The sequence below is a fragment of the Gemmatimonas sp. genome (genome assembly GCF_031426495.1).
In the GTDB taxonomy this organism is placed as follows: Bacteria; Gemmatimonadota; Gemmatimonadetes; order Gemmatimonadales; family Gemmatimonadaceae; genus Gemmatimonas.
On record NZ_JANPLK010000059.1, the window covers coordinates 71,037 to 93,745 of the forward strand.

At 65.3% G+C, this 22,709-nt stretch carries 17 protein-coding genes; 8 read left to right on the forward strand and 9 right to left on the reverse strand.

Annotated features, from left to right (window positions below; all coding sequences use genetic code 11):
* Positions 1–12 precede the first annotated feature (12 nt).
* The 4 genes from RMP10_RS15080 to RMP10_RS15095 form a co-directional block, all read right to left on the reverse strand.
* A complete protein-coding gene (locus RMP10_RS15080; protein WP_310571019.1) occupies positions 13–219 on the reverse strand; it encodes a C-terminal helicase domain-containing protein in 207 nt (68 codons plus the stop codon).
* 18 nt (positions 220–237) lie between these two features.
* Entirely contained in the window at positions 238–1,152 is a 915-nt protein-coding gene (locus RMP10_RS15085) for an SDR family oxidoreductase (protein WP_310571020.1), read from the reverse strand.
* A 99-nt stretch (positions 1,153–1,251) separates the two neighbouring features.
* Positions 1,252–2,607, reverse strand: coding sequence for a cation:proton antiporter (locus tag RMP10_RS15090; RefSeq protein ID WP_310571021.1), 1,356 nt, complete (start codon positions 2,605–2,607; stop codon positions 1,252–1,254).
* Positions 2,608–2,615: 8 nt separating this feature from the next.
* The gene (locus RMP10_RS15095; protein ID WP_310571022.1) at positions 2,616–2,975 is read right to left on the reverse strand and encodes a hypothetical protein; all 360 of its coding nucleotides are present in this window, start codon (positions 2,973–2,975) and stop codon (positions 2,616–2,618) included.
* Between the two features lie 181 nt (positions 2,976–3,156).
* Between RMP10_RS15095 and RMP10_RS15100 the strand changes: the two genes are divergently transcribed.
* Positions 3,157–4,182: a S1/P1 nuclease gene (locus RMP10_RS15100; protein ID WP_310571023.1), complete on the forward strand. Its 1,026-nt coding sequence runs from the start codon at positions 3,157–3,159 to the stop codon at positions 4,180–4,182.
* A 68-nt stretch (positions 4,183–4,250) separates the two neighbouring features.
* On the opposite strand, the gene RMP10_RS15105 is transcribed toward RMP10_RS15100, so the two are convergent.
* Positions 4,251–6,404 (reverse strand): thioredoxin family protein, encoded by a 2,154-nt coding sequence (locus RMP10_RS15105; protein WP_310571024.1) that lies wholly within the window; start codon positions 6,402–6,404, stop codon positions 4,251–4,253.
* A 179-nt stretch (positions 6,405–6,583) separates the two neighbouring features.
* On the opposite strand from RMP10_RS15105, the gene RMP10_RS15110 reads away from it, so the two are divergent.
* The 5 genes from RMP10_RS15110 (at position 6,584) to RMP10_RS15130 (ending at position 13,160) form a co-directional block, all read left to right on the forward strand.
* Entirely contained in the window at positions 6,584–7,246 is a 663-nt protein-coding gene (locus tag RMP10_RS15110) for a peroxiredoxin family protein (protein WP_310571025.1), read from the forward strand.
* A gap of 28 nt (positions 7,247–7,274) precedes the next feature.
* A complete protein-coding gene (locus tag RMP10_RS15115) occupies positions 7,275–7,868 on the forward strand; it encodes a redoxin family protein (RefSeq protein WP_310571026.1) in 594 nt (197 codons plus the stop codon).
* A 47-nt stretch (positions 7,869–7,915) separates the two neighbouring features.
* A complete protein-coding gene (locus RMP10_RS15120; RefSeq protein WP_310571027.1) occupies positions 7,916–8,365 on the forward strand; it encodes a DM13 domain-containing protein in 450 nt (149 codons plus the stop codon).
* 158 nt (positions 8,366–8,523) lie between these two features.
* Positions 8,524–11,664, forward strand: coding sequence for a carboxypeptidase-like regulatory domain-containing protein (locus RMP10_RS15125; RefSeq protein WP_310571028.1), 3,141 nt, complete (start codon positions 8,524–8,526; stop codon positions 11,662–11,664).
* A 5-nt stretch (positions 11,665–11,669) separates the two neighbouring features.
* Positions 11,670–13,160 carry an alkaline phosphatase family protein gene (locus RMP10_RS15130; protein WP_310571029.1) on the forward strand — a complete coding sequence of 497 codons (1,491 nt, stop codon included), beginning with the start codon at positions 11,670–11,672 and terminating at the stop codon, positions 13,158–13,160.
* 28 nt (positions 13,161–13,188) lie between these two features.
* Here the strand turns inward: RMP10_RS15130 and RMP10_RS15135 are convergent, their stop codons facing one another.
* The 4 genes from RMP10_RS15135 to RMP10_RS15150 all read right to left on the reverse strand — a co-directional run bounded on the left by RMP10_RS15135 (position 13,189) and on the right by RMP10_RS15150 (position 18,020).
* Positions 13,189–14,304, reverse strand: a complete 1,116-nt coding sequence (locus tag RMP10_RS15135) for a hypothetical protein (RefSeq protein ID WP_310571030.1) — start codon at positions 14,302–14,304, stop codon at positions 13,189–13,191.
* A 56-nt stretch (positions 14,305–14,360) separates the two neighbouring features.
* Positions 14,361–16,103, reverse strand: coding sequence for a serine hydrolase domain-containing protein (locus RMP10_RS15140; protein ID WP_310571031.1), 1,743 nt, complete (start codon positions 16,101–16,103; stop codon positions 14,361–14,363).
* A gap of 146 nt (positions 16,104–16,249) precedes the next feature.
* Positions 16,250–17,398, reverse strand: coding sequence for a helix-turn-helix domain-containing protein (locus tag RMP10_RS15145; protein WP_310571032.1), 1,149 nt, complete (start codon positions 17,396–17,398; stop codon positions 16,250–16,252).
* A gap of 301 nt (positions 17,399–17,699) precedes the next feature.
* Positions 17,700–18,020 carry a hypothetical protein gene (locus RMP10_RS15150; RefSeq protein WP_310571033.1) on the reverse strand — a complete coding sequence of 107 codons (321 nt, stop codon included), beginning with the start codon at positions 18,018–18,020 and terminating at the stop codon, positions 17,700–17,702.
* A 240-nt stretch (positions 18,021–18,260) separates the two neighbouring features.
* On the opposite strand from RMP10_RS15150, the gene RMP10_RS15155 reads away from it, so the two are divergent.
* A complete protein-coding gene (locus RMP10_RS15155; protein WP_310571034.1) occupies positions 18,261–21,257 on the forward strand; it encodes an amidohydrolase family protein in 2,997 nt (998 codons plus the stop codon).
* Positions 21,254–22,672 (forward strand): amidohydrolase family protein, encoded by a 1,419-nt coding sequence (locus RMP10_RS15160; protein WP_310571035.1) that lies wholly within the window; start codon positions 21,254–21,256, stop codon positions 22,670–22,672. The genes RMP10_RS15155 and RMP10_RS15160 overlap by 4 nt, the downstream gene beginning before the upstream one ends.
* Positions 22,673–22,709 lie beyond the last annotated feature (37 nt).

The following is a 22,709-nucleotide window of genomic DNA, read 5'->3' on the forward strand; positions in this document are numbered from 1 at the left end:
CGAGGAGCGCCGTCATCGATGTCCGCCGGCCTTCAGACTGATGAGAACGATCGGGCATGCGGGATCGCTCTGGAAGCGATCGACGCACGCTTGCCGGTTCGTCGTGCGGCCGTCGAGGTACTCATACGGAATCCCCTGCTCGTCGAGTGCGGCGCGCGAGAGTGCGAGGAACGCGGTGAACTTCGAGAACAGCAGTACCTTGTTCCGACCGGCCGCCACATCCGCCAGCGCCCCGGACTATGCTGGTGAAACGAACGTCTTGTCCACAAACTGTTGAACCGTCATCGGTACGACGCCAAATCGGTTGGCGGCCGTTTCCCAATCTGTGAAGGCATTCGTCGCCTGTGCGGTGAAATAGCCCATTGCCATGAGGCGGGCGTTCATTTCACTGAATGGTCGTAGTATGATCGAGCTGGCGCGCAGAACCGCCGACGGCATGTGTCGACGTTTCGCCGTGACGCCGAGCCGCCGTTCAATCATTGTGATCACGTCGGCGAACGAGCAGGTGGTAGGCCCGCCCACTTCGATCACGGTGTTCCGGATCGATGGCTCGTCGAGAATGCGCAACGCAAACTCCGCCACGTCGTCGGTGGCGATGAAGTTCGCGCGCGCCGTACCATCGCCGAAGAGCATCACCGGTTTACCCTGTAAAATGTTCCCGCCAAGAAGCGTCTCCACCCATATCTCCATGAAGACTGTAGGAGCGAGCAGTACCCATGGCACACCGCACTCCCGGATCAGCCCATCCACGTGGAACTTGATGCGGAAAAAGTCCACCGGTGACGACGCGCCACCAGTGTCCTGTGCCGATACATGCACAATTCTGGACACGCGGTGTTCACGAATGGCGTGGCAAATATTCGAATAGGCGCGAAGATCCACCCTGCTCGGACTCGATGCACCCGAGCCGAGTGCATTGTTCGCCGTGCTCAAGACCTGATCCACGCCGGAACAGGCATCTAAGACGAAGGGGGCATCCAGTAGATCGCCGGCGGCGATCTCTGCCCCCAGTGCTTTCAGGGCGGCGAGCTTCTCAGAATTTCGACCAAGGGCACGAACCCGATGGCCGGTGTCGAGGAGTCGTCGTGCTACCGCACCACCCAGTTGGCCGGTCGCCCCGATCACCAGAACAGAACGTGGCAGGGTGCTCATCACTCGTCGCCTCGGCGCTGTAGACACGTCAAGATTGATTGGCGGGTGCCGTCGAATCCTCCGCGCCGCTCACGACAAATTGTACGACGCGGCGCACAATTAGGCACGCCGCGCAAGAGACCGCTCGTACCATTGCAGGGCTGGCGTGACGCTGATGCCGTGGATCACGATGCTGCAGGCGACCACGGTCACCACCAGGCCCACCAACGACCGTGCCTCGCTGCTCGGCACCCCGTGATTCAGCGCGTAGCTCAGGTAGTACAGACTGCCGATGCCACGAATGCCGAACCAACCCAACAGCCATCGCTGCGCACGCGACGTGCGCGATCCCACGAGCGACACCCACGCGCTCGCCGGACGGATGACCACGAACAACAGCAAGGCCAGCAGCGCTCCCGACCACGTCCACACGGAGGCGACGGCGATGCCGACCAGCACCACCAGCAGCACTTCAAGCAGGCGCTCCAGCGTATCGCCGAACGACAGCGCTTCGGCGATCAACACACCCGCCGCCACCGCGGGCTCCTGGCTCTGCTCGGCGCTGACCCGTGCGGTCACCAAGGTTTCGGCGGGTGGGTGGGCCTCCGCTCCCGGACCGCCCGGCATGGAGAGATCGGCCACTTCGGGATGCGGCGACGCGCGCACGGTCCGCACTTCGGCGTGCCTGAGCCCCACGCCGGCCGCAAATACCGCGAGGAAGCCCCAAGCCTGCGCACTCTCGGCGGCGACGTAGGAAAGGGCAATCAACGCCAACGCGAGAAAGTCATTGGGAGCGCTGGCGTCGGTGTTGCCAGCGCTGATGCGGATCGCGAGTTGTCCAAGCCCTGTGCCGAGCACGTACCCGATGGCGAGGCCGGCCGGAACGGCCCAGACAATGCGCGTGAGGAACCACTCACCCACCCACACATCAAGGCCGCCGAGCCGCAGGTACATCAGCGCGAAGATGACGAACGGAAAGGCGGCCCCATCGTTCAGTCCGGCCTCGCCGGACAAACCGTAACGCACGCGATCATGGTCTTCGGCGTCGGTGACCGAGACTTCTGCCGCCAGTACGGGATCGGTCGGGGCGACGATCGCGCCAAGAAGCAGCGCGAGGCCGACCGGCACACCAAGCAGCAGATTGGCTGTAGCCGCCACGCCAAGAATGCAGAGCAGCATCACCGGTCCGGCGAGCCGAAGTGCCACGCGCCACGCCGTGTGCTGCAACGGCAGGCGCAAGCGCAGTCCGCCCACAAACAGGGAGACGATGACAGCAAACTCGGTGAGCGTCTCCAGCCATGTTCGCTGCGACTCGATGTCGAGCCGCAGCAATTCAAAGCCGCCCGGACCAAGGCCGAGTCCGACGGCCAAATAGATGAGCGACGTCGAGATGGGCAGCCGTTCAACCTGCGACGAGGTGAGGGCCATCAGGAGCAGCAGCCCGCCCACGGCGGCCATCCATCCGAGTACGCTCATCTGACCCGCTATTTCGCGTCGTCGACGTGCGTCGTGACCGGCGTCTCACTCGCCGCGCCCGCGTGGGACGGTGTGAACGACGGCGGATCGGACGCCGGAAAGGAGTCCATCGCCGCCAGCTCGGCCTCGTCTTCAGCGTCTAAGGCAGGCGGTTCCTCCTTTCGCTCGGCGACGGTCAGGACGTCATCGTCCGGGTTTGGATCCTGTCTGGCGGGCTCGCTACGGTCGGGGTCATGCCGCTCGGGCTCATTCTGGTCAGGATCGCGATGGATGGGTTCGTTGTGATCGGGCTCGTGTCGGTCGTTATCCGGATGGTCCACATCAGGATGGTCGACATCGGGATTGCGCGGTGGAAGCGGTGTCGTCATGGAATGCTCCGGTGTGAAGGAGGTGATCGGCAAGCGTGCACCGGAGCAGGGTGCGTGAATCATGCCATCGTCATCGGCGCGGGAAAGGGAACGTCCGATACACGTCGGGCGCGCTGTCTCAACTGCGTATCCGAACCCGTTCAGCACGACAACGCATCGCACCATGACGTAATTTCAGCGTATGACACGTACTCTGCTCTTGCTGTGCACTGCCGCCGTGACCGCCTTCGCTGTCTCGGCCACGTCGTTAGGGGCGACACCACGCGCTGGGAGTCTTGCCGCGATTCGGCGTAGGGACGCCGTTGGCCACCGCGCAATGGCCGCGATTGCGTACGACCGACTGCGCCCCGCCACGCGCGCCCGGGTCGACGACATCATGCGCGCGCATCCGGACATCGGTGCGCTCGGCGCGAACGTGAACATCAACACGCCGGCGGGCATCCGTGAGGTGTTCCTGCGCGCATCGGTTTGGCCGGACCAGATTCGTGGCGACGCGAGATTTTATCAGGAAACCGACAGCAGTGCGCAGCCTACGCCGCTGCTGCCCGGATACCCCACCATGGCGCGCCGCGCCGGCTGGCACTACCTGTCGCGCTCATTCTCCACCGACGGTACGCCAACGATTCCGCTGCTCGAGCCGCATGTCGCATCGGTCTTCCCGTCGTTGGCCGAGTCGCTCGGGGACCGAGCGCTCTCTCCCAGCCTGCGCGCCTACAGCCTGAGCTGGATCATCCATGTCGTGGGTGATCTGCATCAGCCACTGCATGGCACGTCGCGGTCGGCGGCCGACCAGCCCGACGGCGATGCTGGCGGCAACCGCGTGTGGGTGCAGCTCCGCGGGTTCGATCGGGATTCCATCAATCTGCACGCGGTATGGGATGGTTGGGTTGGCCGTCCGTCGCGCGAGCTGCCGATCGATGACGTGGCGGCGGCGATCGCCCGGGAGCTGCCGATGGCCGACGGACAGCCGGATGATGCGCTGATCCTGCCGCGCGGTGCGCCGCTCGCCGCCACCGTGCGTGCGTGGGCAGACGAAAGCGCCACCCTCGCGCGCTACATGGCGTACGAGCTCCCGCCGCGCGCGGGGAACATGCCTCCCGTGCTGCCCGAGGCGTACGTCGCGCTCGGCACTCGCATCGCGCGGCAGCGCCTGGCGCTGTCGGCGTATCGGCTGGCTGCCGTGATCGAGGCGCAGCTCGGTTCGTAGCCCGATGCACACGATGAAAGCTCTACTGGACTGCGCGGGCGCGTCGAAGGGTGGCATGCGCGGTACATCTACCGGCTCGTGGCGCGTTGAACGGCGCTCACCACCACACCCGGGGTCAACACGGCCGGCAGTAGCTCAGCCGGCTCAGTCGTCTTCGAAGGGTACATCACGTAGAGCGGTACGCCGCTTCGTCCGAAGCTGGCGAGTACGGCGGTGATCTCGGCGTTCCGCGATGTCCAATCGGCGCGCAGCAACACCACCTTCTGGTCGGCAAATGCGCGCTCCACGGTACCGGTGTGCAGTGCGACACGCTCATTGACCTGACAACTCAGGCACCACGCAGCGGTAAAGTCGACGAACACCGCGTGGCCGGACTCGCGCGCGGCGGCCACGCGCGCGGCCGACCACGGTTCCCAGCCGGCGGGTGTGGCACTCGCCGTCGGCGTGGTGACTGGCTGAGACGCGATCACGAAGCCGCCACCGGCAATGGCGAGCAACAACAGCCCCAGCGATACACTGCTCGCGACGGCGCGACCGGCGTTCTGTGCGCGACCGGCCAGCCATCCTGCCAGCGCGACCGTAATCGACACCAGGAGCACCATGGTGACCTGGTCGGTACCAGCTTGCCGTCCCAGCACCCAGAGCAACCACACCACCGTCGCATACAGCGGGAAGGCAAGCAGCTGCTTGAAAGTTTCGAGCCACGGACCAGGCCGAGGCAATTTGCGCAACAATGCCGGGCTGCTGGCCAGCACCATATACGGCGCCGCGAGTCCGAGCCCGAGCGATGTGAACACGAGCAGACCCACCACGGCGTGCTGCGTGAGCGCGTAGCCCAACGCGGCGCCCATGAACGGTGCCGTGCAGGGCGTCGCCACGACCACGGCCAACAGGCCCGTCAGGAACGAGTCGCTGTACCGTTCGCCGGAGCCCACGCCGCCAAGTCGCGTGAGGCTCATCCCCATGGCAAAGACACCACTGAGGTTGAGCGCGAGCGCGAACACCACCAACGCGAGAACGGTGACCACCGCCGGCGACTGCAACTGAAAGCCCCATCCCAGCTGGGCTCCACCGGCTCGCAGCGCCAACAGCGCGCCCGCCAGCGTCCAGAAGGTGACGAGCACGCCGAGTGTGAACACCAGCGCATGCTTCCGTGCGGCAACACCGCCGTCGTGCTCACCGCCGCGCTCGACGAACGACAGGATCTTGACCGAGAGCACCGGAAAGACACAGGGCATCAAGTTGAGAATCAGTCCGCCCACGAAGGCGAGGGCCAGCGCGAGCCAGATGCCAATGTCGGCGGTGGCAACGTTCGCCGCGTGTGGTCCGTCCAGCATCGCGATCAGCCGAGTCGCGCCCGGTGGCGCCGACTGCGCCAGCGCGACGTCGATCTGCGTACTCGTGGTTGGGGACGTCACGTTGTGCAACAGCACGCCGGTCAACCGCGATGTCGAATCGGCAAAGCCGCGCGCCACGGTCATGGCGACAACCAGCGTGTCGCCGGACATGGCGACTTTCTGCGGCGCCGCATGTTCGAGCACGCCCGTAGAGTCCGGTATCAGATACGCGCCACGCAGTGTATTTCGTACCGACGCGGGCGCGAGGGCGAACAGGAGTACTCGCGACTCATCGCGCCAGGCTGTCACCGACCAACCCGCCGCACTTTGGACCAGCTGCGAACGCGTGTCGCGTATCGCCGTCGCCCATCGGGATGGTTGCACTTGGGTCGCGGTTCGCGCCGACAATTCCACATGCCCACTGGCCGGCAGACACACATCAGCGCATACCAGAAAGTCGACATCGGCCACGATGGTGAGCTTCGTGCCCGCCGGTATCGACGACGCCACCGCGATGTCCGCCAGTACGAGGACTTCGCGCTCGTAGCCAAAGCTCATGAGCGGTGGTTGCGGCAGTACGTGCGGCGTGGGATAGCGCAGGGCGGACACCGTGATGCCGGCAGGCAGCGCCCACTGCGCCGCAAGCGGAAGTCCGGCGTCGCCCGGGTTCGTCCAATAGGTGTGCCACCCGGCGTCCATCGTGATGCGCAAGGCGACGGTGGTGGTGGTACCGATGTGGAACGCGTCGGATTCTGCGACCAGCGTGAGTTCACTGTTCGGTGTCAGATCCGGCGGATCACTCCGCGATGATGTTTGCGAGGACACTGTTCCAACCCCAATCGACAAGAGCGCTGCCAGCAGGGCCGTACGAAACGTGGTTGGCACGGAAGGGAACAGTGAACGGTGAGTACACAGAACATGCTGATGCGAAGGGTAGACGCTGCGTACCGAATGAGTTCCCATGATCGGTGGCGATGAGCTGGGGAACTGGCTGATGGGGTAATGACTAGGTAACGCACATCGACGCATTCTGCCGGCGTACCCACCTATCTCCTCTCCCGCTCATGATCCGAGTTCTCCGTCCTACGCTCCGCGCGCTCGCCCGTGCTGTTCGGCTGGCGAGCGTACCATTCGCGCTGGTCACCGCGGCGGTCGTGTTCCCCGCCCGCACCGCGATGGCGCAAACATCGGCTATGCTCGGCCCGGTGGATGGCAAGGATCTGGCGGCAACCGATATCGAACGCGTGGCGGTCGGCGCGATGGCGCCTGATTTCACGCTGGCGAAGTTCGGTGGCGGAACGGTCACCCTGTCGTCGATGCGCGGCAAGAAAAATGTGGTGCTGGTCTTCTATCGCGGCTACTGGTGCCCGTACTGCATCAACCAGTTGAAGGAGATGCGCACGCTGCTCACCGATGAACTGAAGAAGGACACCGAAATGCTGGTGGTGTCGATCGACGACGACAAAGGCACGCAAACGGCCACCACGCGTATCTCCGCCGATGGCATGAAGCCCGACTTCGCGTTCTTGTCGGACCCCGAGCACACTGTGATCGCGCGCTACGGCGTCATGAATCCGGCCGGCACGCGCCGCGGCATCCCGCATCCCGCCACGTACGTGATCGACAAGAAGGGCATGGTGCAGTGGAAGGACATTCAGACCGACTACAAGATCCGCCCCACGAACGCCGCCGTCCTGAGCGCCGTCAGGTCGCTCTCGTCGCGCTGACCCACTTTCATCTCACGAGGCGCGCGGTATGCGATGGACCTTGACTGCCGTTCTGATTGCGGTACTCGGCAGTGCGTACGCGCTGGAATCGCACCGGCCGGCGTCTACGCTGGCCGGCCGTATCGCCGTCTCGATGTCATCGCGTGCGGGGGTGTCCGATTCCGGACGACCCGCGCCAGCCTGGAAGAACGCCAGTTGGCTCAATGCCCCGGCACCGGTGTCGCTCGCCTCACTGAAAGGCCGTGTCGTGCTGCTCAACTTCTGGGTGTTCACCTGTTACAACTGCACGAACACGCTGCCTTCCCTGCGCACGCTCGACGCGCAGTATCGGGATCGCGGGCTGTCGATCATCGGTATTCACACGCCAGAATTCCCGCCGTACGCCGGCGAGCACGACAAGAACAACGTGGCCAAGGCGTTGACCAAGTACGCGATCACGTATCCCATCGCGCAGGACAACGATCGCGCGAGCTGGGACCTGTATCGCATTCAATATTGGCCAAGCTTCGTCCTCATCGACAAGCAGGGACGTGTACGCTACGAAGGCTACGGCGAGTTTCACGTCGGCGATCGCTGGCACACGGAATGGGAACGGCGCATTAAGACGTTATTGGCCGAATAGCGGCACAGCCGTCCTGCTACAACGCACCTTTACGCAGAGCACCAGACATGCGAAACCGAAATCGAATGGCCCTACTGGGCGTCGTCCTGGCTGCAGGTTTCGGCTGCAACAACGCTGAGCCACCGACGGCGCCGAATGCCACGCCGATCGGAGCCGACGGCATGGCCCCGATGGGCACCGTCGCCACTGGGGTCTGGCGGAGAACGGGGTACAACGTGAGCGGAACCGTGCAGATGGTCGCCGAGAATGGCGTCGGTCGGCTCACGTTTTCGTCTGATTTTTCCGTGGCGCAGACGCCTGGTCCGGTGGTGTACGTGAACACCACGAACAACCCGAATTCCGGACAGCCGCTCCGTATCGGCGCGATCAAATCGAGAACCGGCGCACAGACCTACACGTTCCAGCTGCCGCCGGGAGTGCGTTACACGTGGGTGATCATCTGGTGTGACCCGTTCAACGTGCCGATGGCCGAGGCGTCGATCACTCCGACGCCGTGACTGACCGCACGCCACAATCTCCGTGCACGTTCGACGTCGCCATCTCGTGACATGCCGTTACGAGTCCGACACGAGCACATAGGTCAACCGTGACGTGAAGCGGGGATGATGGATTTCCGGGCGCTCGTCCGATTCCCTTCATCTTCTCGCTTCGCCTCATGTCCTTCTCACTCCTCCGCCGAGTCGCGTTGTCGTCAGCCGCGCTGCTCGCCGCGCTGTGTGCATCCGGTGACGCGCTGGGCGCACAAGGCACCGATGCCAGTATCCGCGGTGTCGTCGCTGACAGTGCCGGCGCTGCTGTGGCCGGCGCGCTCGTGGAGATCCGGAACACCACGACAGGGTTTGTGTCGGTGGTGCGCAGCAGTGAACGCGGGCGCTACGTCGCCACGCAGTTGCCTTTGGGTGGTCCGTACCGCGTCACCGCGCGCGCCGTCGGCTTCCGCACTGGTGCCCGCGACGGCATCACGCTCAATATCGGCAGCGTGGCCACGGCCGATTTCCGCCTCGCCCTCGGCACGGTGACGCTCACCGAAATCACTGTTTCAGCCGAACCGGCACGCGTGATCGAGCGCAACGGCGCTGTCACGCGCATCGGTGAACAGCAGGTCAAGGAGCTGCCCAACCAGAATCGACGCTTTCAGGATCTCACCAAGCTGTCTCCGCTCGCCGGCAGTGGCACCAGCCTTGGCGGCGCCCGGCCGATGAGTACCGACGTGCGCATCGATGGCGTGGGCGCGCAGATGAACAATACCGGCCAGACCTTCGCCGGTCCGCTCACGATGACCATGGAAGCGATTCGGGAGTTCGAAATCGCGACGAACGAGTACGACGTGACCAAAGGCCGGCAGGGCGGTGGGCTCATCAATGCGGTGAGCAAGTCCGGCACCAACCGCTGGGGGGGCTCCGCGTTCTCGTACTATCGTGACAAGAGCCTGACCACCGACGATTATCGTGGCGTGGCCGCGCAGAACTTCACCGTCCGCCAGCAAGGGTTCAGCCTCGGTGGGCCGATCATCAAGGACAAACTCACCGTCTTCGGTGTGTATGATCGTTCGGATCAGTCGCTGCCGCTCGAGATCATGAACGTGCGCAATAGCGCGGATGAAATCGAGCTGGGCATTGCACGCGATTCGCTGACGCGTCTGTCGTCGATTCTGGCGAACAAGTATGGACTTGATACGACGCAGAAACAGACCGGCGTGTTCAGCCGCAAGCCGCTCAGTCAGGCCTTCTTCGGCCGTGCGGATTGGCAGCTGGCGACGAACCATCGGCTCACGTTGCGCAACAACACCACGCTGTACTCGGATCCGGAGGAGATCGGTCCGGACCAGAACCTGCATTTCGCCGAAAGCCGCGGTGGAGCCGAGGTGAACAGCACGGGGACGTTTGCGTCGCTGCGCTCGACGTTCGGCGGCGGTGTGGTGAACGAGTTCAAGTTGCAGGCGCTGCAGTTTACGCGCGAGCGTATTGCGCGCAACGAACTGCCGCGTGGATTCGTGCGTATTGCTTCGCGCCTGCCGGACAACTCCAGCCGGACCGTGAACGTGCAGTTCGGCGGCAATCGTCTGGCGCCGGAGAAGTACAAGGAGCGCCAGTACCAGTTGGCCAACACGCTGTTCTGGAATCGCGGCAATCAGACGCTTACGATCGGCACCGACAACATCGTCACGCAGATCCAGCGCTATTTGCCGGTGGAACAGCGCGGGCTGTTCGAATTTGACAATCTGGCGCAGCTCGATGCGCTCACCCCGGCGCGCTACAGCCGCCAGGTACCGCTGCGTGCCGGTGGCACGACGGCCGACTTCACAGTGGCCGATCTGTCGACGTTCGCGCAGTCGGAGTGGCACCTCGGTCGCGGTCTGACCGCATCGGCCGGGTTACGACTCGACGGCGTGCAGTTCCTGACGGCCGCCGCGTACAATCCGCTAGTCGATCAGCGTCTGGGTGTGCGGACCGATGAGAAGCCGTCCAACTGGATTATCTCGCCGCGTGCGCAGGCCGTGTGGGATGTGCAGGGTGACGGCAAAAACGTGTTCCGGCTTGGCGGCGGACGGTTCAGCAGTCAGCCTCCGTACAACGTGCATGTGAATCACATCCTGCAGAGTGGGCTGGAGGCGGTCGATATCATTCAGGTCGGTGCACAGGCACCGCGTCCGGATTTTGTGCGGTATCGCCAAAACCTGTCTTCGGTGCCGGGTGTGCCAGCGGGCGTGGATCCCTCCACGATTCCCGCGTACGTGAACTACTTCTCGGGTGACTTCCGCGTCCCCACGACGTGGAAGCTGAGCGGCGGATACGAGCGGCGTCTCGGCCCTCTGCAGTTGGGGGCGTTTGCCTACTGGGCGCGTACGCAGGACAACTTTCAGTACTACGACCGCAACATGGTGGCCGATCCCTACTTCACGATCGAGGGCGGACGCGGGGTGTTCGTACCGGCGGCCAAGATCAACGCCGCCGGTCGCACCAACAACGCGGACACGCGCGTCTTCACCGACCTCGGGCGCGTGCTCGAGCTGGTGGGCGAATCCACACTGGAGCAGCGGTCGCTGGTGCTGCAGAGCGCGCTCACGCTGCCACGCCAGTCGTCGCTGTCGCTGTCGTACACGCGCAACGACACCAAGGACAACTCCAGCTTCAACTGCTGCGTTGCGCTGACGTCCACGTTCTCGCAGAACAGCGGCGATCCGCGTCGCCTGCAGGATGCCTTCGGGCCGTCGGAAGACAGTTTCCGCGACAAGTTCGTGGCGGCGTTCCTGCTGCCGCGCGTGTGGGGCTTTCGGGTGACCGGCAGCTATGTCGGAATCTCCGGTCGTCCGTTCTCGCTCGTCGTGAATGGCGATATCAACGGCGACGGGACGGCGAACAACGACTTGGCGTTCGTCTTCGACCCGAACGATCCGACCACGCCCGCGGATATTGCCGCCGGCATTCGCAAGGTGCTGGACAATCCGTCGAACCGCGCGCGGGACTACATCGCGAACAACCTCGGGAAAATCGCGCCGCGCAACGCGGGCCGGTCTCCATTCCGTGGCCGAACCGACCTGCGCGTAGCGCGCGACTTTGGCACGGTACGCGGTCAGGCGATCGAACTCACGCTCGACCTGTTCAACGTCGAGAACATGCTGAACCGGAAGTGGGGTGGCGAATACAATCTGGGCGGCGCGCAGCAACTGTACGCGGTGAGTGCGTTCAACCAGACCACGCGTCGCTACACGTATCGCATCAACGAGAACGTTGGCACGGCCGTGAAGAGTGGTACGCCGTACCAGATCCAGCTCGGCGCCCGGTATCGCTTCTAATGCCAATGCGTCGCACGCTCGTCGCGGCCTGTTGTCTGGCGCTCCCGTGGTTGGCCTCGCAGGCCCGAGCCGGCCACCCGACGCAACGCCAGCGCCGGCTGAAAGTGGTCCTCGTCGTCTTCGACGGGCTGCGCCCTGATCACATCACGCCGGCCCGCATGCCGCGACTGCAGGCAGTCTCCGTGCGTGGTGTCATGTCGTGGCAGCATCACTCACTTTTCCCGACGGTCACGCGGGTCAACGCCAGCGCCCTCGCCACTGGCGCTGGTCCATCAGGACATGGCATTCTCGACAACAGTATCTATCTGCCGGCGGTCGAAGATCGGGTGCTGAACACGGGCGAAGCGCGCGATATGCTGCTGGCCGACAGTGTGCTGGCTGGTCGCTTGCTGACCGCACCGACGCTGGGCAGCCGTTTGCATGAGGCGGGTCTGCGCATGATGGTGGCCAGCGCCGGTTCCTCGGGGTCGGCGTACCTGTTCGCCGGTGGCGCGGGCACGCCGGTGGTGAACGCCGATCTCGTCTTGCCCCACGCGTTGACGCCAATGGTGGACCACGCACTGGGCGCGCCGCCGGCCGATGCCTCGCCCAACCTTGGACGCAACGCGTGGGCGGTGGATGCGTTGCTGGGAATCGGTGTGGACTCGCTCGATGTGGACGTGGGATATCTCTGGTTATCCGATCCCGACCACACGGCCCATGGTGCGGGATTGGGCAGTGCCATGGCCGATTCCTCCATTCGCGCGGCCGATCGCGAGTTTGGGCGCCTGCTCGACGGGCTGGCAGCCCGTGGACTTGGCGAATCGGTGAACGTGATGGTGGTGTCTGATCACGGCTTCTCCACGCACGTGGGCGATACCAAATCCCTGCGCAAACACCTCGGGGCATGGGCCGACAGTGTGGTGATCGCCGGCAGCGCCATTCACGTGCGTCTCGGTGGCGCTGCGACGCGCGACGCGGTCGTGCGTGCGCTGCAGCAATGGCCCGAGGCCGGAGCCATCTTTACGGCGCCCGTGGCGGCCAACGGCCAAGGGGTCGTGAGTGGCACGATCTCCACCGCGCAGATCGGCTGGCAACATGCACGTTCGGCCGAGGTACTGTACTCGGCCGATTGGTCGCACCAGCGCAACGGCGCGGGGCATCGTGGCGACACGCGCCAGTCTGGTGTGGCCGGACACGGGACGTCGAGTCCGTACGACGTGACCGCGACGTTCGTGGCCAGCGGCCCAGCATTTCTCGCCGGCGCACAGGCGAGAGCCCCGAGTAGCAACGCCGACATCGTGCCGACGATTTTGCATCTGCTGGGACAGCCGTCGACGCCGATCGGGGTGACCGGTCGTCCGCTGCTGGAACTGCTGCGTGGCGGCGGCGCTGGTGCGCCGACGATCAAGCGCGACAGCATTGTGGCGGAAGCCGCCGGCTATCGCACCGTCGCCTATCGCACACGCGTACGGCAGACGTGGTACTTCGATTCGACGCGTACGACGCGTCGCTGATCGCCCGCCGAACCGCTGCGGTCGATACCTACCGACGGTGCGGCCGCCCTGACATGCTCGCCGCGCCACGACCGACGCCGTCGCGCGGGGCCATTGGATCGGCGACACGCGTCCGCTCCGGCGGCGCGAGGCCCAGTGCCACGCGCAGCGCCCGGATGAAAGCGGGATCGGCCACGTAGTCCACCACCGAGTGCGAGTCGGGGAACGCCATCGGGCCGGCGTGCGCTTCGCTGTCGCCGCCACTGCCGGTAGAGCCCAGCATCGCGACGGGGTCCCAATCGCTGCGGTAGAAGTGGTAGTCCACGCCGAAAGGCCAGGCCGGCGCCGGCGATGCCAAACCCAACACCCGCACGGGCATGCGCAGAAAGGTTGTGCCGCGCGCCACCGACTGCAGCTTCAGCGCCCATAGCCCGGCCGCCGTGTTGAGATTGCCTTCGCTGTGGCAGACAATCACCAACGGCGAGAGCTCGGTGGGAAAGTCGCGCGCCAGTTCAAAGATCCGGAAGCCCGCGACGCAGCGCTCACGCAGGAAGCGGATCATGAGTGTCGAGACCATGCCGGCGACCAGCGGTGACGCTTGACTGAAGCATGAGGCCATCGCGCCCAGCCACTCCACCATGCAGTGCAGGAGATCACCCACCGTGCGCGCGCCGGTGGTGAACCCCGAAGTGGCAAAGGTCAGCAGTACCTGAGCGACCGCCTGCTCACGGGCCGCTTCCGATTCGGCGGCGTTGGCCCCGTCCCACATGCTGCTGGCGCGTCGGTAGCCGGTGCGTTCGCGGTCGAGCCCGGCGCTTCCGGCCATACTCTCGCGGCGTTCTGGGCGAAGCACGGGACGGCTTCCCAGTGCCGGCGGCGGGACGCGGTTGGCCAACACACGCAAATAGGAGATGGCGTCCTCTGTCCCGGGCGACCCGGACTCGTTGAATCCTCCCAACACGAGACACGGCGCCCGTCGACTGATGTCGAGCGCCGCGCGCTGATGCCCGGCCGGATCCGTCATGATGCCGTTCACGTACACGCAAAACGCGGTCGTCGTCGACTCGTTCAGCGACTCGGCCAGATACCACTGCAACTGGCCGTCGATCGTTGGCGCGCCATCGGCGAGCCGCTGCGGCGTGCCGGGAATGCGTGGAATCGACATGGATGTTCAGAGGAAGTGGCCTATCCGGCATCGCGTGCCTTGTGTGAATGCATGATCTATGGTCCCGGTCGCGATGCCGAAAGGGTGCCGGGTACGCGCACGCAGGGTACGGTACGCGAGCGCGTGCCGCCAAGATCGAGTCCGATCACGCGGCGGCGAGCCTCGCGACGCACCGTCAGCAGCCAGCCGAGATCGCCGATCGTGAACGCATCTCGGTAGCGAGGCACCAACTGGTCGTCGAGGCGCCCGCGTCGCCTGAACGCCAGGCCGCCTGCTCGCTGAACAATTTCGACGACCGCATCCGCTTCTTTGCACCGATAGCGACCGACCAACGACGCGCGTTCGACTGCGTTCGGCGTCCACGCCTCGACGCGCTCGTATGCCATGGCGTCGTTTGCCTGGCGAATCACGTAGCCGGTTGGGCGTTTCGCCGCATCGAACCGGAAGGTGATCACGCGGTCGCCGGTCAGCGCCGTGAAGGAGCTGTCGGTCGTGCGTCGATATCCGGTCCAGCTATTCACGGTGATTCCGTTGGCGTGCGCACGCACGCGCACGGCCTGACGCGTGCGACTGCTGCGATACGATCCCGCAAAGCGGCCCAGCGACGCCTGGTCAAGCAGGTCGGCGGCGGCCCCGAGCTGTGGCTCGGCGTAGTACGCTCCCATCGGCAATCCGGCGGCGATCGCGAGCAACACCGCGCCCACCTCTTCGGTGTTGAGCGATCCGGCGTTGCACAGCAGTGCCACGGAGGTCCCGCGGGTGGGCACGCGTCCCACGTATGACTTGTAGCCCGCGGTCCAGCCGCCATGCGCCACCGTACGTTCGCCGGCGATGGTATCGATCTCGAGACCCAGGGCGTAGCCGGACAGCCGGCCGGTGGTGAGCGTAATCTGCTGTTCCATCGCCGTCACGAACGCCGGGCCGCCGATCGGCGATGGCGGGTTGGGGCCGAATCGTGCCTGCCACCGCATGAGGTCCGCGACGGTGGTAAGCAGTCCGCCGTTGCCGACGCCGTTCTCGAACGGCATGTCGAGTACCCAGGTGCCGCCGTCACTCTCGTTGCGCGAATAGCCCTGAGCCCGGCGAGGGACGATGCGCGTGTAGTCGTCGCGCCACGAGGTATGCGTCATGCCAAGCGGGGAAAAGATGGCGCGCTGCGTGTACTCGCTGAACGAGGTACCGGACGCGCGCGCCACGATGATGGCAGCCAAGACGTATCCGGAGTTCGAGTACAGGTACTCCGCACGCGGTGTGAAGTTGAGCGCCCGTTGGCGAGACAGCATGCCCAGCGCATCGGTGTTGTCGTAGCGACGGGTGCCCCGCGGCCACCCACCCAGTTCGAACAAATCGCCGTAGTCGCGCAGGCCGCTCACGTGATACAGTAGGTCGCCCACCGTGAATGCCGGCAGCCCCACCCACAGTTCAGGAATCCATCGGCGAACGGGGTCGTTGAGGGACAGCAGCTTCTGCTGGGACAGTAGGAGCACCGCCGCTGCCGTGAACTGCTTGCTCACGGAGCCGGCTTCGAACACGGTGAGCGTGTCGATGGGCACGGGATGCTCAAGGTTCGCTAGCCCATAGCTGCGATACGCGGCGGGACGATTGGCCTGACTGATCCCAACGGCGCAGCCTGGCGTCGTGGTGGAGTCGACCGACGCGAAGACCGAGTCGAGGCGCGCGGTGAGGGTGGACGACGGCTGCGCCGCCAACCGCGCGGCGGGGGCCGCAACCGCGCCGACGCAGGCGACGGCGACGGAAGCGGAGCGAATCACGGAGCGAATCACGGAGCGAAGTTGCATGGAGCGAAGGTGCATGGAGCGAGATGGCGGAGGAATGACGGGAACGGCCGAGGAGACCGTCCACTCGCCGAACAAGCTCTCCACGCCTGCCGCGCCGCGCGCGGTAGTCCTCGCCACCGCCTGTTTTTGGCGGAAAGTGGGTCGGCCTAGCCCGGCCTGGAGGCGCGCATGGTAGTCGGCGAGACGCCGGTCGCCTCGCGGAAGGCCCGGTTGAAGCTGGCCTTCGACGCAAAACCGGCGTCCAGCGCGATCGGCAGTAGGTCGCGCGTGTCGGCGGAGTTGGCCAGGCACTGCCGCACGGCCTCAACGCGGAGGCCGTTCACGAACGCGTTGAAGGTGAGTCCGAGACCATCGCGCAGCACGCGTGACGCCGTTCGTGGAGAGACACCAAGCCGGCCGGCGAATTCGGAGAGCGTGAGGGTGGGATCGCGATACCACTGTCCGATGCGCGTGCGCTCATACCATTCCGCGCCCAGCGCCTCGTAGTCCTGGCGCGGGCGGCCGGGCGTCGGGGGCTTGGCGGGAGGCTCCTCCAGGCGCTGTACAGGGTGCTCCTCAGGTTGCTCCGCGTGCGGCGTGATGACCGGCACGTCCATCGCCGACTGCCTCCAACCGGCCAGCCCTAGCACGTAGGCCAGCACGGCGAGCGCGACGACCATGGGAAACCGGTCGAAGTAGTCGGTCGGCGCCATGAACCAGCTGCGCAGGGCGAACAGTGCCGCGAGCACGGCGACGAGGGCGGTGCCAACGAGCACCACGCGAACCACCCCAAGACGGTAGGCCTCCCGGTTGCTGAGCTGGTCGTCCATGTACTGCTGCCATGCGGCGAACTGGCGCCAGGCGATGACGACATACGCGACGAGCGACGAAATGACGCCGGCGAACCCGATGGGCTCGACGAGTTCGCGATGGGTTCCGGTGTACCAGTGCCATTTGGTCTCCAGCGGCAGCGCGAACGCAACCAGCTGGTAGCCGAGTTGCAGCAACACCGGCACCAGATGCCAGCGCCACCGCACCGGCCATTCGTCCGTAGCGAGCCGCGTGACGTACAGCCAGACAAGCGGGCCGAACGCCAACGAGTAATCGAAGGGCGCAAACGTGAGCCACTGATGCTGGTCGTACGCGCCCGCGAAGCCGATGGCGTACGGCGTCAAGCGTACCGCAATGAGCGCCACCAAGGCGGCCAGTGGACGCAGAAAAGGGCGACGCGTACCGGCCTGCCAGAGCAGCGCCGCCAGGATGAGGCCATTGCCGATAGCGATGGCCAGCACGATGGAGTTGCGTCCCCAGATCATGTGGGGCGTACGTCGTGGTTCACGATGTTGCTCACGATGTTGCTCACGATGTTGCGCGACCGGCGGACGCGAAGGCCGTGCGCCGCGCGGAGAACAGCGGTAGTCCGACCGGGCCGAACATGAACGTAAGCCTGAGGCACGCCACGATCAGCCAGTGCGTGATGTTGCGCTTGCGTGCGACGAGGGCGATCCAGCAGCCGATGAAGCGGTCGAAGGCCGAAGCCCCCTCGGGATTGGCTCGAGCCGTGGGTCCGCGCGCCGCGTCCTGCGGATGCTACGCGTCCTACGGGTGCTGTCGGTGCTACGGTCGTCGTACCTGTATCAGTGCAGCATCGAGGAACGGATCACGGCCGCCGGCGCTGTCGGGCGCGGCCCAACGCACGGCGATACGCGGCGGTAGGCCCACGTATTGATACACGAATCCATCGGGCGTCGCCCGCGGGGACTGTGGAACCCGCAACGAGTAGCCGTTGCCATACTCAATGACCAGCAAATTGCTGCCGTTGCCGATCGTGGTGTCGCCGAGTGTGGCGCCCTGTGGCAGCACGCGCATCATGCACACGAAATCCTCGTCGCGTACGTCGATGATCAGCCCGCGAACGGATCCTAGGGCGGCGATCACTTCCTCGATGTCAGTGCCCCAACCCGTACCGTCGAAGGTCGCGATCTACACTTATCCGACGTCGGAATCACCGCGACCGAAGCCTCACCGGCCGGAGCGCCAGCGATTTGAACGGCCCATCGGGTTCATTCATGGCGCGCTGCGTTCGTAGGCCCCGGTGTGGACATGGCTCAACGCCTGTTCACACCGCATACTTCCCCTGCTCTGTTTGCCTCTCCCCTCCCGTATCCCGAGTCCTTTGTGAGAGCGTTTCGTTTCCTCCTCGGCCTAGCGGTGCTCGCTGCTGGATCGCTCGAGGCCCAGCAGTCCTCGCGCACGGAGCCGGTGACCGGCCTGCGCGACAACTCCACGGGCTACCACGCCCTCGTGGGCGCGCGCGTGGTCACGGCCCCGGGTCAGGTCCTGAGCAACGCCACGATCGTGGTCCGCAACGGCCTCATCACCGCCGTCGGTGCCGGGATGGCCGCGCCTGCCGGAGCCCGCGTGTGGGACCTCAAGGGCCTCACCGTCTATCCCGGCTTCATCGACGCCTCCGCCGACCTCGGCGGCGATGCGCCCCCGCAGGGCGGCGATGTCGGCCCCACGCACTGGAATCCGCAGGTGCGCGCGTGGTTCAGCACCACCGCCAATCTCAAGGACGACTCCACTCGCCGCACCGCGCTGCGCTCGCTCGGCTTCGGCACCGCGCTCGCCGTGCCGCGTCAGGGCATTTTCCGCGGTTCTGCGTCGGTGCTCAACCTCAGTGATGGCGGCGTGCGTGAACGGGTGCTGCGCCCCGATCTCGCGCAGTCGATCGGCTTTCAGCGCTCCTTCGCGCTCGGCGGCATGTATCCGAACTCCGCCATGGGTACGGTGGCCCTCCTGAAGCAGACCTTCATGGACGCCGAATGGTACATCCGCGCGTGGGGCACGTACGAAAGCAGTGGTCGCTCGCTGCTGCCGCCGGAAACGAGCGAAGCGCTGTCGGCGCTCGCCAAGGCCGTGAAGGGAACGCAGCCGGTCTACTTCGAGACCACCAGCGAAGAGGAATACCTCCGCGCCTACAAGCTCGCGCAGGACTACAAGCTCACGCCGTGGTTCCGCGGCAGTGGCCAGGAGTACCGTCTGATCGACGTGCTCAAGGGACGCACGCAGCCGCTCGTGCTGCCGCTCAACTTCCCTGATGCGCCGAACGTGTCGAGCCCGGAAGCCGCCACCAACGTGTCGCTGGCCGACCTCCGTCACTGGTATCTCGCGCCCACCAATCCGTCGCAGCTTGCGGCGGCCGGCGTGCCGTTCGCGATTACCGCCGACGGCCTCTCGTCGCTCACGCAGTTCCTGCCCAACCTGCGCACCGCCGTGGCGCGTGGCCTCGCGCCCGACAAGGCGCTCGCGGCCCTCACCACCGTCCCGGCCGCGTTCCTCGGCATCGAGAAGACGCACGGCACCATCGCCGTGGGCAAGGCCGCCAATCTGGTGATCAGCGACGGCGATCTCTTCACCGAAGAGTCGAGCGTGCGCGATGTGTGGGTGCAGGGCCGTCAGTACGGCATTACGCGCCCGCCGCAGGTCGACCCGCGCGGCACATGGACGATCACCTCCGACGACGCTGGCACCTTCAAGACGGCCACGCTGCGTCTCGAAGGCCCGCTCAATCGCATTCGCGGTACGGTGGAAATGGCCGGCCGTCGTCCGGTTCCGCTCACGTCGGTGCGCGTCATCGCCGAGACCGGTCGTCTCGAAGCGACGTTCGCCGGTGAGCCGCTCGGTCAGGAAGGCGCGCTGCTGCTCGCGGGCTCCGTGCGCGACACGACCTTCTTCGGCTGGCTCTCGCTCCCTAACGGCACCGACGCCCAGTATCGCGGCACGCGTACCGAAGCGTTCGAAGGCCCCGCCCGCGGCGCCGTGGCGGTGAAGGTGCCGAAGATCGAGCTGCCGTTCATTCGTCCGTCGATGGAGTTCGGACGCACGGCGCAGCCCGCGCAGCCTGCGGTCCTGCTGGTGCGCAACGCGACCGTGTGGACGCAGGGATCGCAGGGTCGCCTCGAGAATGCCGACCTGCTGGTGCAGGCGGGCAAGGTCGTGCGCGTGGGACAGAAGCTGGCCGCACCCGCCGGCGCGGTGATCGTCGACGCCACCGGCAAGCACGTCACGCCGGGACTCATCGATCCGCACACGCACTCCGGTGTGAGCGCGGTGAATGAATCGGGTTTCGCGATCGTGCCCGAAGTGCAGATGGGTGATGTCATCACGCACAACAACATCTGGTTCTATCGTCAGCTCGCCGGCGGTCTGACCACCACCATGATCAAGCACGGCTCGGCCAATCCGATCGGCGGCGAGAACGTGTATGTGAAGACACGGTGGGGCTCGCTCCCTGACGAGTACAAGATCGTGGGGGCGCCGCGCACCGTGAAGTTCGCACTCGGCGAAAACCCGAAGCGCAGCCCGACGCGCTATCCGAACACGCGCATGGGCGTGCAGGAAATCATTCGCGACCATTTCCTGGCCGCGCGTGACTACGAAAAGGAGTGGAAGAACTGGGAGAAGACGAAGACGGGTATTCCGCCGCGCAAGGATCTGCGTATGGAAGCGGTGCTCGACATTCTCAACCAGAAGCTTCTCGTGTCGTCGCACGGGTATCGCGCCGACGAGTTCCTCGCGTTGGTGCGTCTCGCCGAGGAGTTCGGCTTCCGTATTCAGACGCTGCAGCACGGCGTGGAAGCGTACAAGATCGCCAGTGAGCTGAAGAAGTCTGGCGTGGCGGCCGTGGTGTGGAGCGACTGGGGCGCGTTCAAGCTCGAAGCGTACGATGCCACGTCGTACAACGCGCGCTTGTTGATGGAAGCGGGTGTGGTCACGTCGCTGCATTCCGACGACGCCGAAATCTCGACGCGCATGAACTGGGAAGCAGGCAAGCTGCTCCGCTCCGGCGTGGACGAGATCATGGCGCTGTCTACGGTGACCAACCAGTCGGCGAAGGCGATCGCGATCGACACTAAGGTCGGTTCACTCGAAGCGGGCAAGGACGCCGACTTCGTGATCTGGAACGGCAATCCGCTATCGCAGTTCACGAAGGCCGAGCAGACGTGGGTGGATGGCCGGAAGTATTTCTCGATCGACGAAGACAAGGTGCTCCGCGAGGAGATAGCGAAGCAGCGCGCACAGCTCATTCAGGCCGTGATTGCGGCTGGAGTTACCGAGACGCCCGCCGGCGCACCGGCGCGTGGTCGCGGCGGCGAAGGAGCGCGCAAGTGATCCGTCCATTCCTTTCGACACTCGACACCATGCGAATCATGAACACGACGGCGCGCCGGACGAGCACTCGTCTCGCCACGCTGGCACTGGCGACGGCGGTCGCCGGACTGCTCGCTCCTCGCGCCGCGATTGCGCAGGAACGCATGACGGTGGCACCGCAGGAGCAGCCGGTCGTGTTGCGTGGCGCGACGATTCACACGGTGACCAAGGGCACGATCACCAACGGCACCATCGTGCTCGATCGCGGTAAGATCACCGCGATCGGCGGCCCCGAGGTCGCGGTGCCGCGCGGTGCCAAGGTCGTGGATTTGGCCGGGAAGCACATCTACCCGGGCTTGATCGACGCGTACAGCACGGTCGGTATCACCGAGATCGGCTCGGTGGACGTCTCCAACGACATCAACGAACTCGGAGACTTCAATCCGAACGTGCGCGCCGAAGTGGCGGTGAACGCCGAGAGCCGGCACATCGGCACGACGCGCTCGGCGGGTGTGTTGGTGGCCTTCAGCACGCCGGAAGGCGGCGTGATCTCGGGGCTGTCGTCGGCGATGTCGCTGGAAGGCTGGACGTGGGAAGAGATGTCGATGAAGGGCGCGGCCGCACTCAACGTGAAGTGGCCCGACCCCAACGCGCAGCCGCGGCGCTTCGGTGGTGGCGGCCCCGGCGGTCGTGGTGGTCCGGCCGGCCCGCCACCGAAGACGTACGCCGAGCAGGTGGAGCAGATCAAGGGATACTTCGCGGAAGCGCGGGCGTATCGTGATGCCGTGAAGTCGAATCAGTCGGTGCGCACCGATGCGCGGTACGCCGCGATGATTCCGGCCATCGACGGGGCGATTCCGGTGGTGGTGGCGGCGGAAGGCGCGGCGCAGATCAACGACGCGATCACATGGGGTAAGGCCGAAGGGATCAAGCTCGTGATCCGCGGTGGACGTGACGCGCTGTTCGTAGCTGATCGTCTCAAAGCGGAGAACGTGCCGGTGATTCTCACGTCGACGATGTCCGCGCCCGACCGCCAGTACGAAGGCTATGACAACGCGTACGCCACGCCGGCGAAGTTGCACGCGGCCGGTGTGAAGTTCGCGATTGCCGGTGGCAGCGGCGCGCTGTACAGCTATCGGCTACCGTGGGAAGCGGGTGTAGCCGTGGCGTTCGGACTGCCCGAGGAGGAAGCGCTCAAGGCCGTCACGATCAACGCCGCCGAGTTCATGGGCGTCGCTGACAAAGTGGGCTCGCTGGAAGTGGGCAAGGACGCCACGCTGTTGATCACCACCGGTACGCCACTGGACATGACGAGCAACATCATCCAGTCGTACATCCAGGGTCGCGAGATCAACATGATGGACATCCACAAGCTCTTCTTCCAGAAGTACCTGGAGAAGATCAAGCAGCAGGCGCCGCGAAAAATCACGCCGTAACGCGTGTCCGGTGTCACGCAAAGCGCCGCCGATAGCC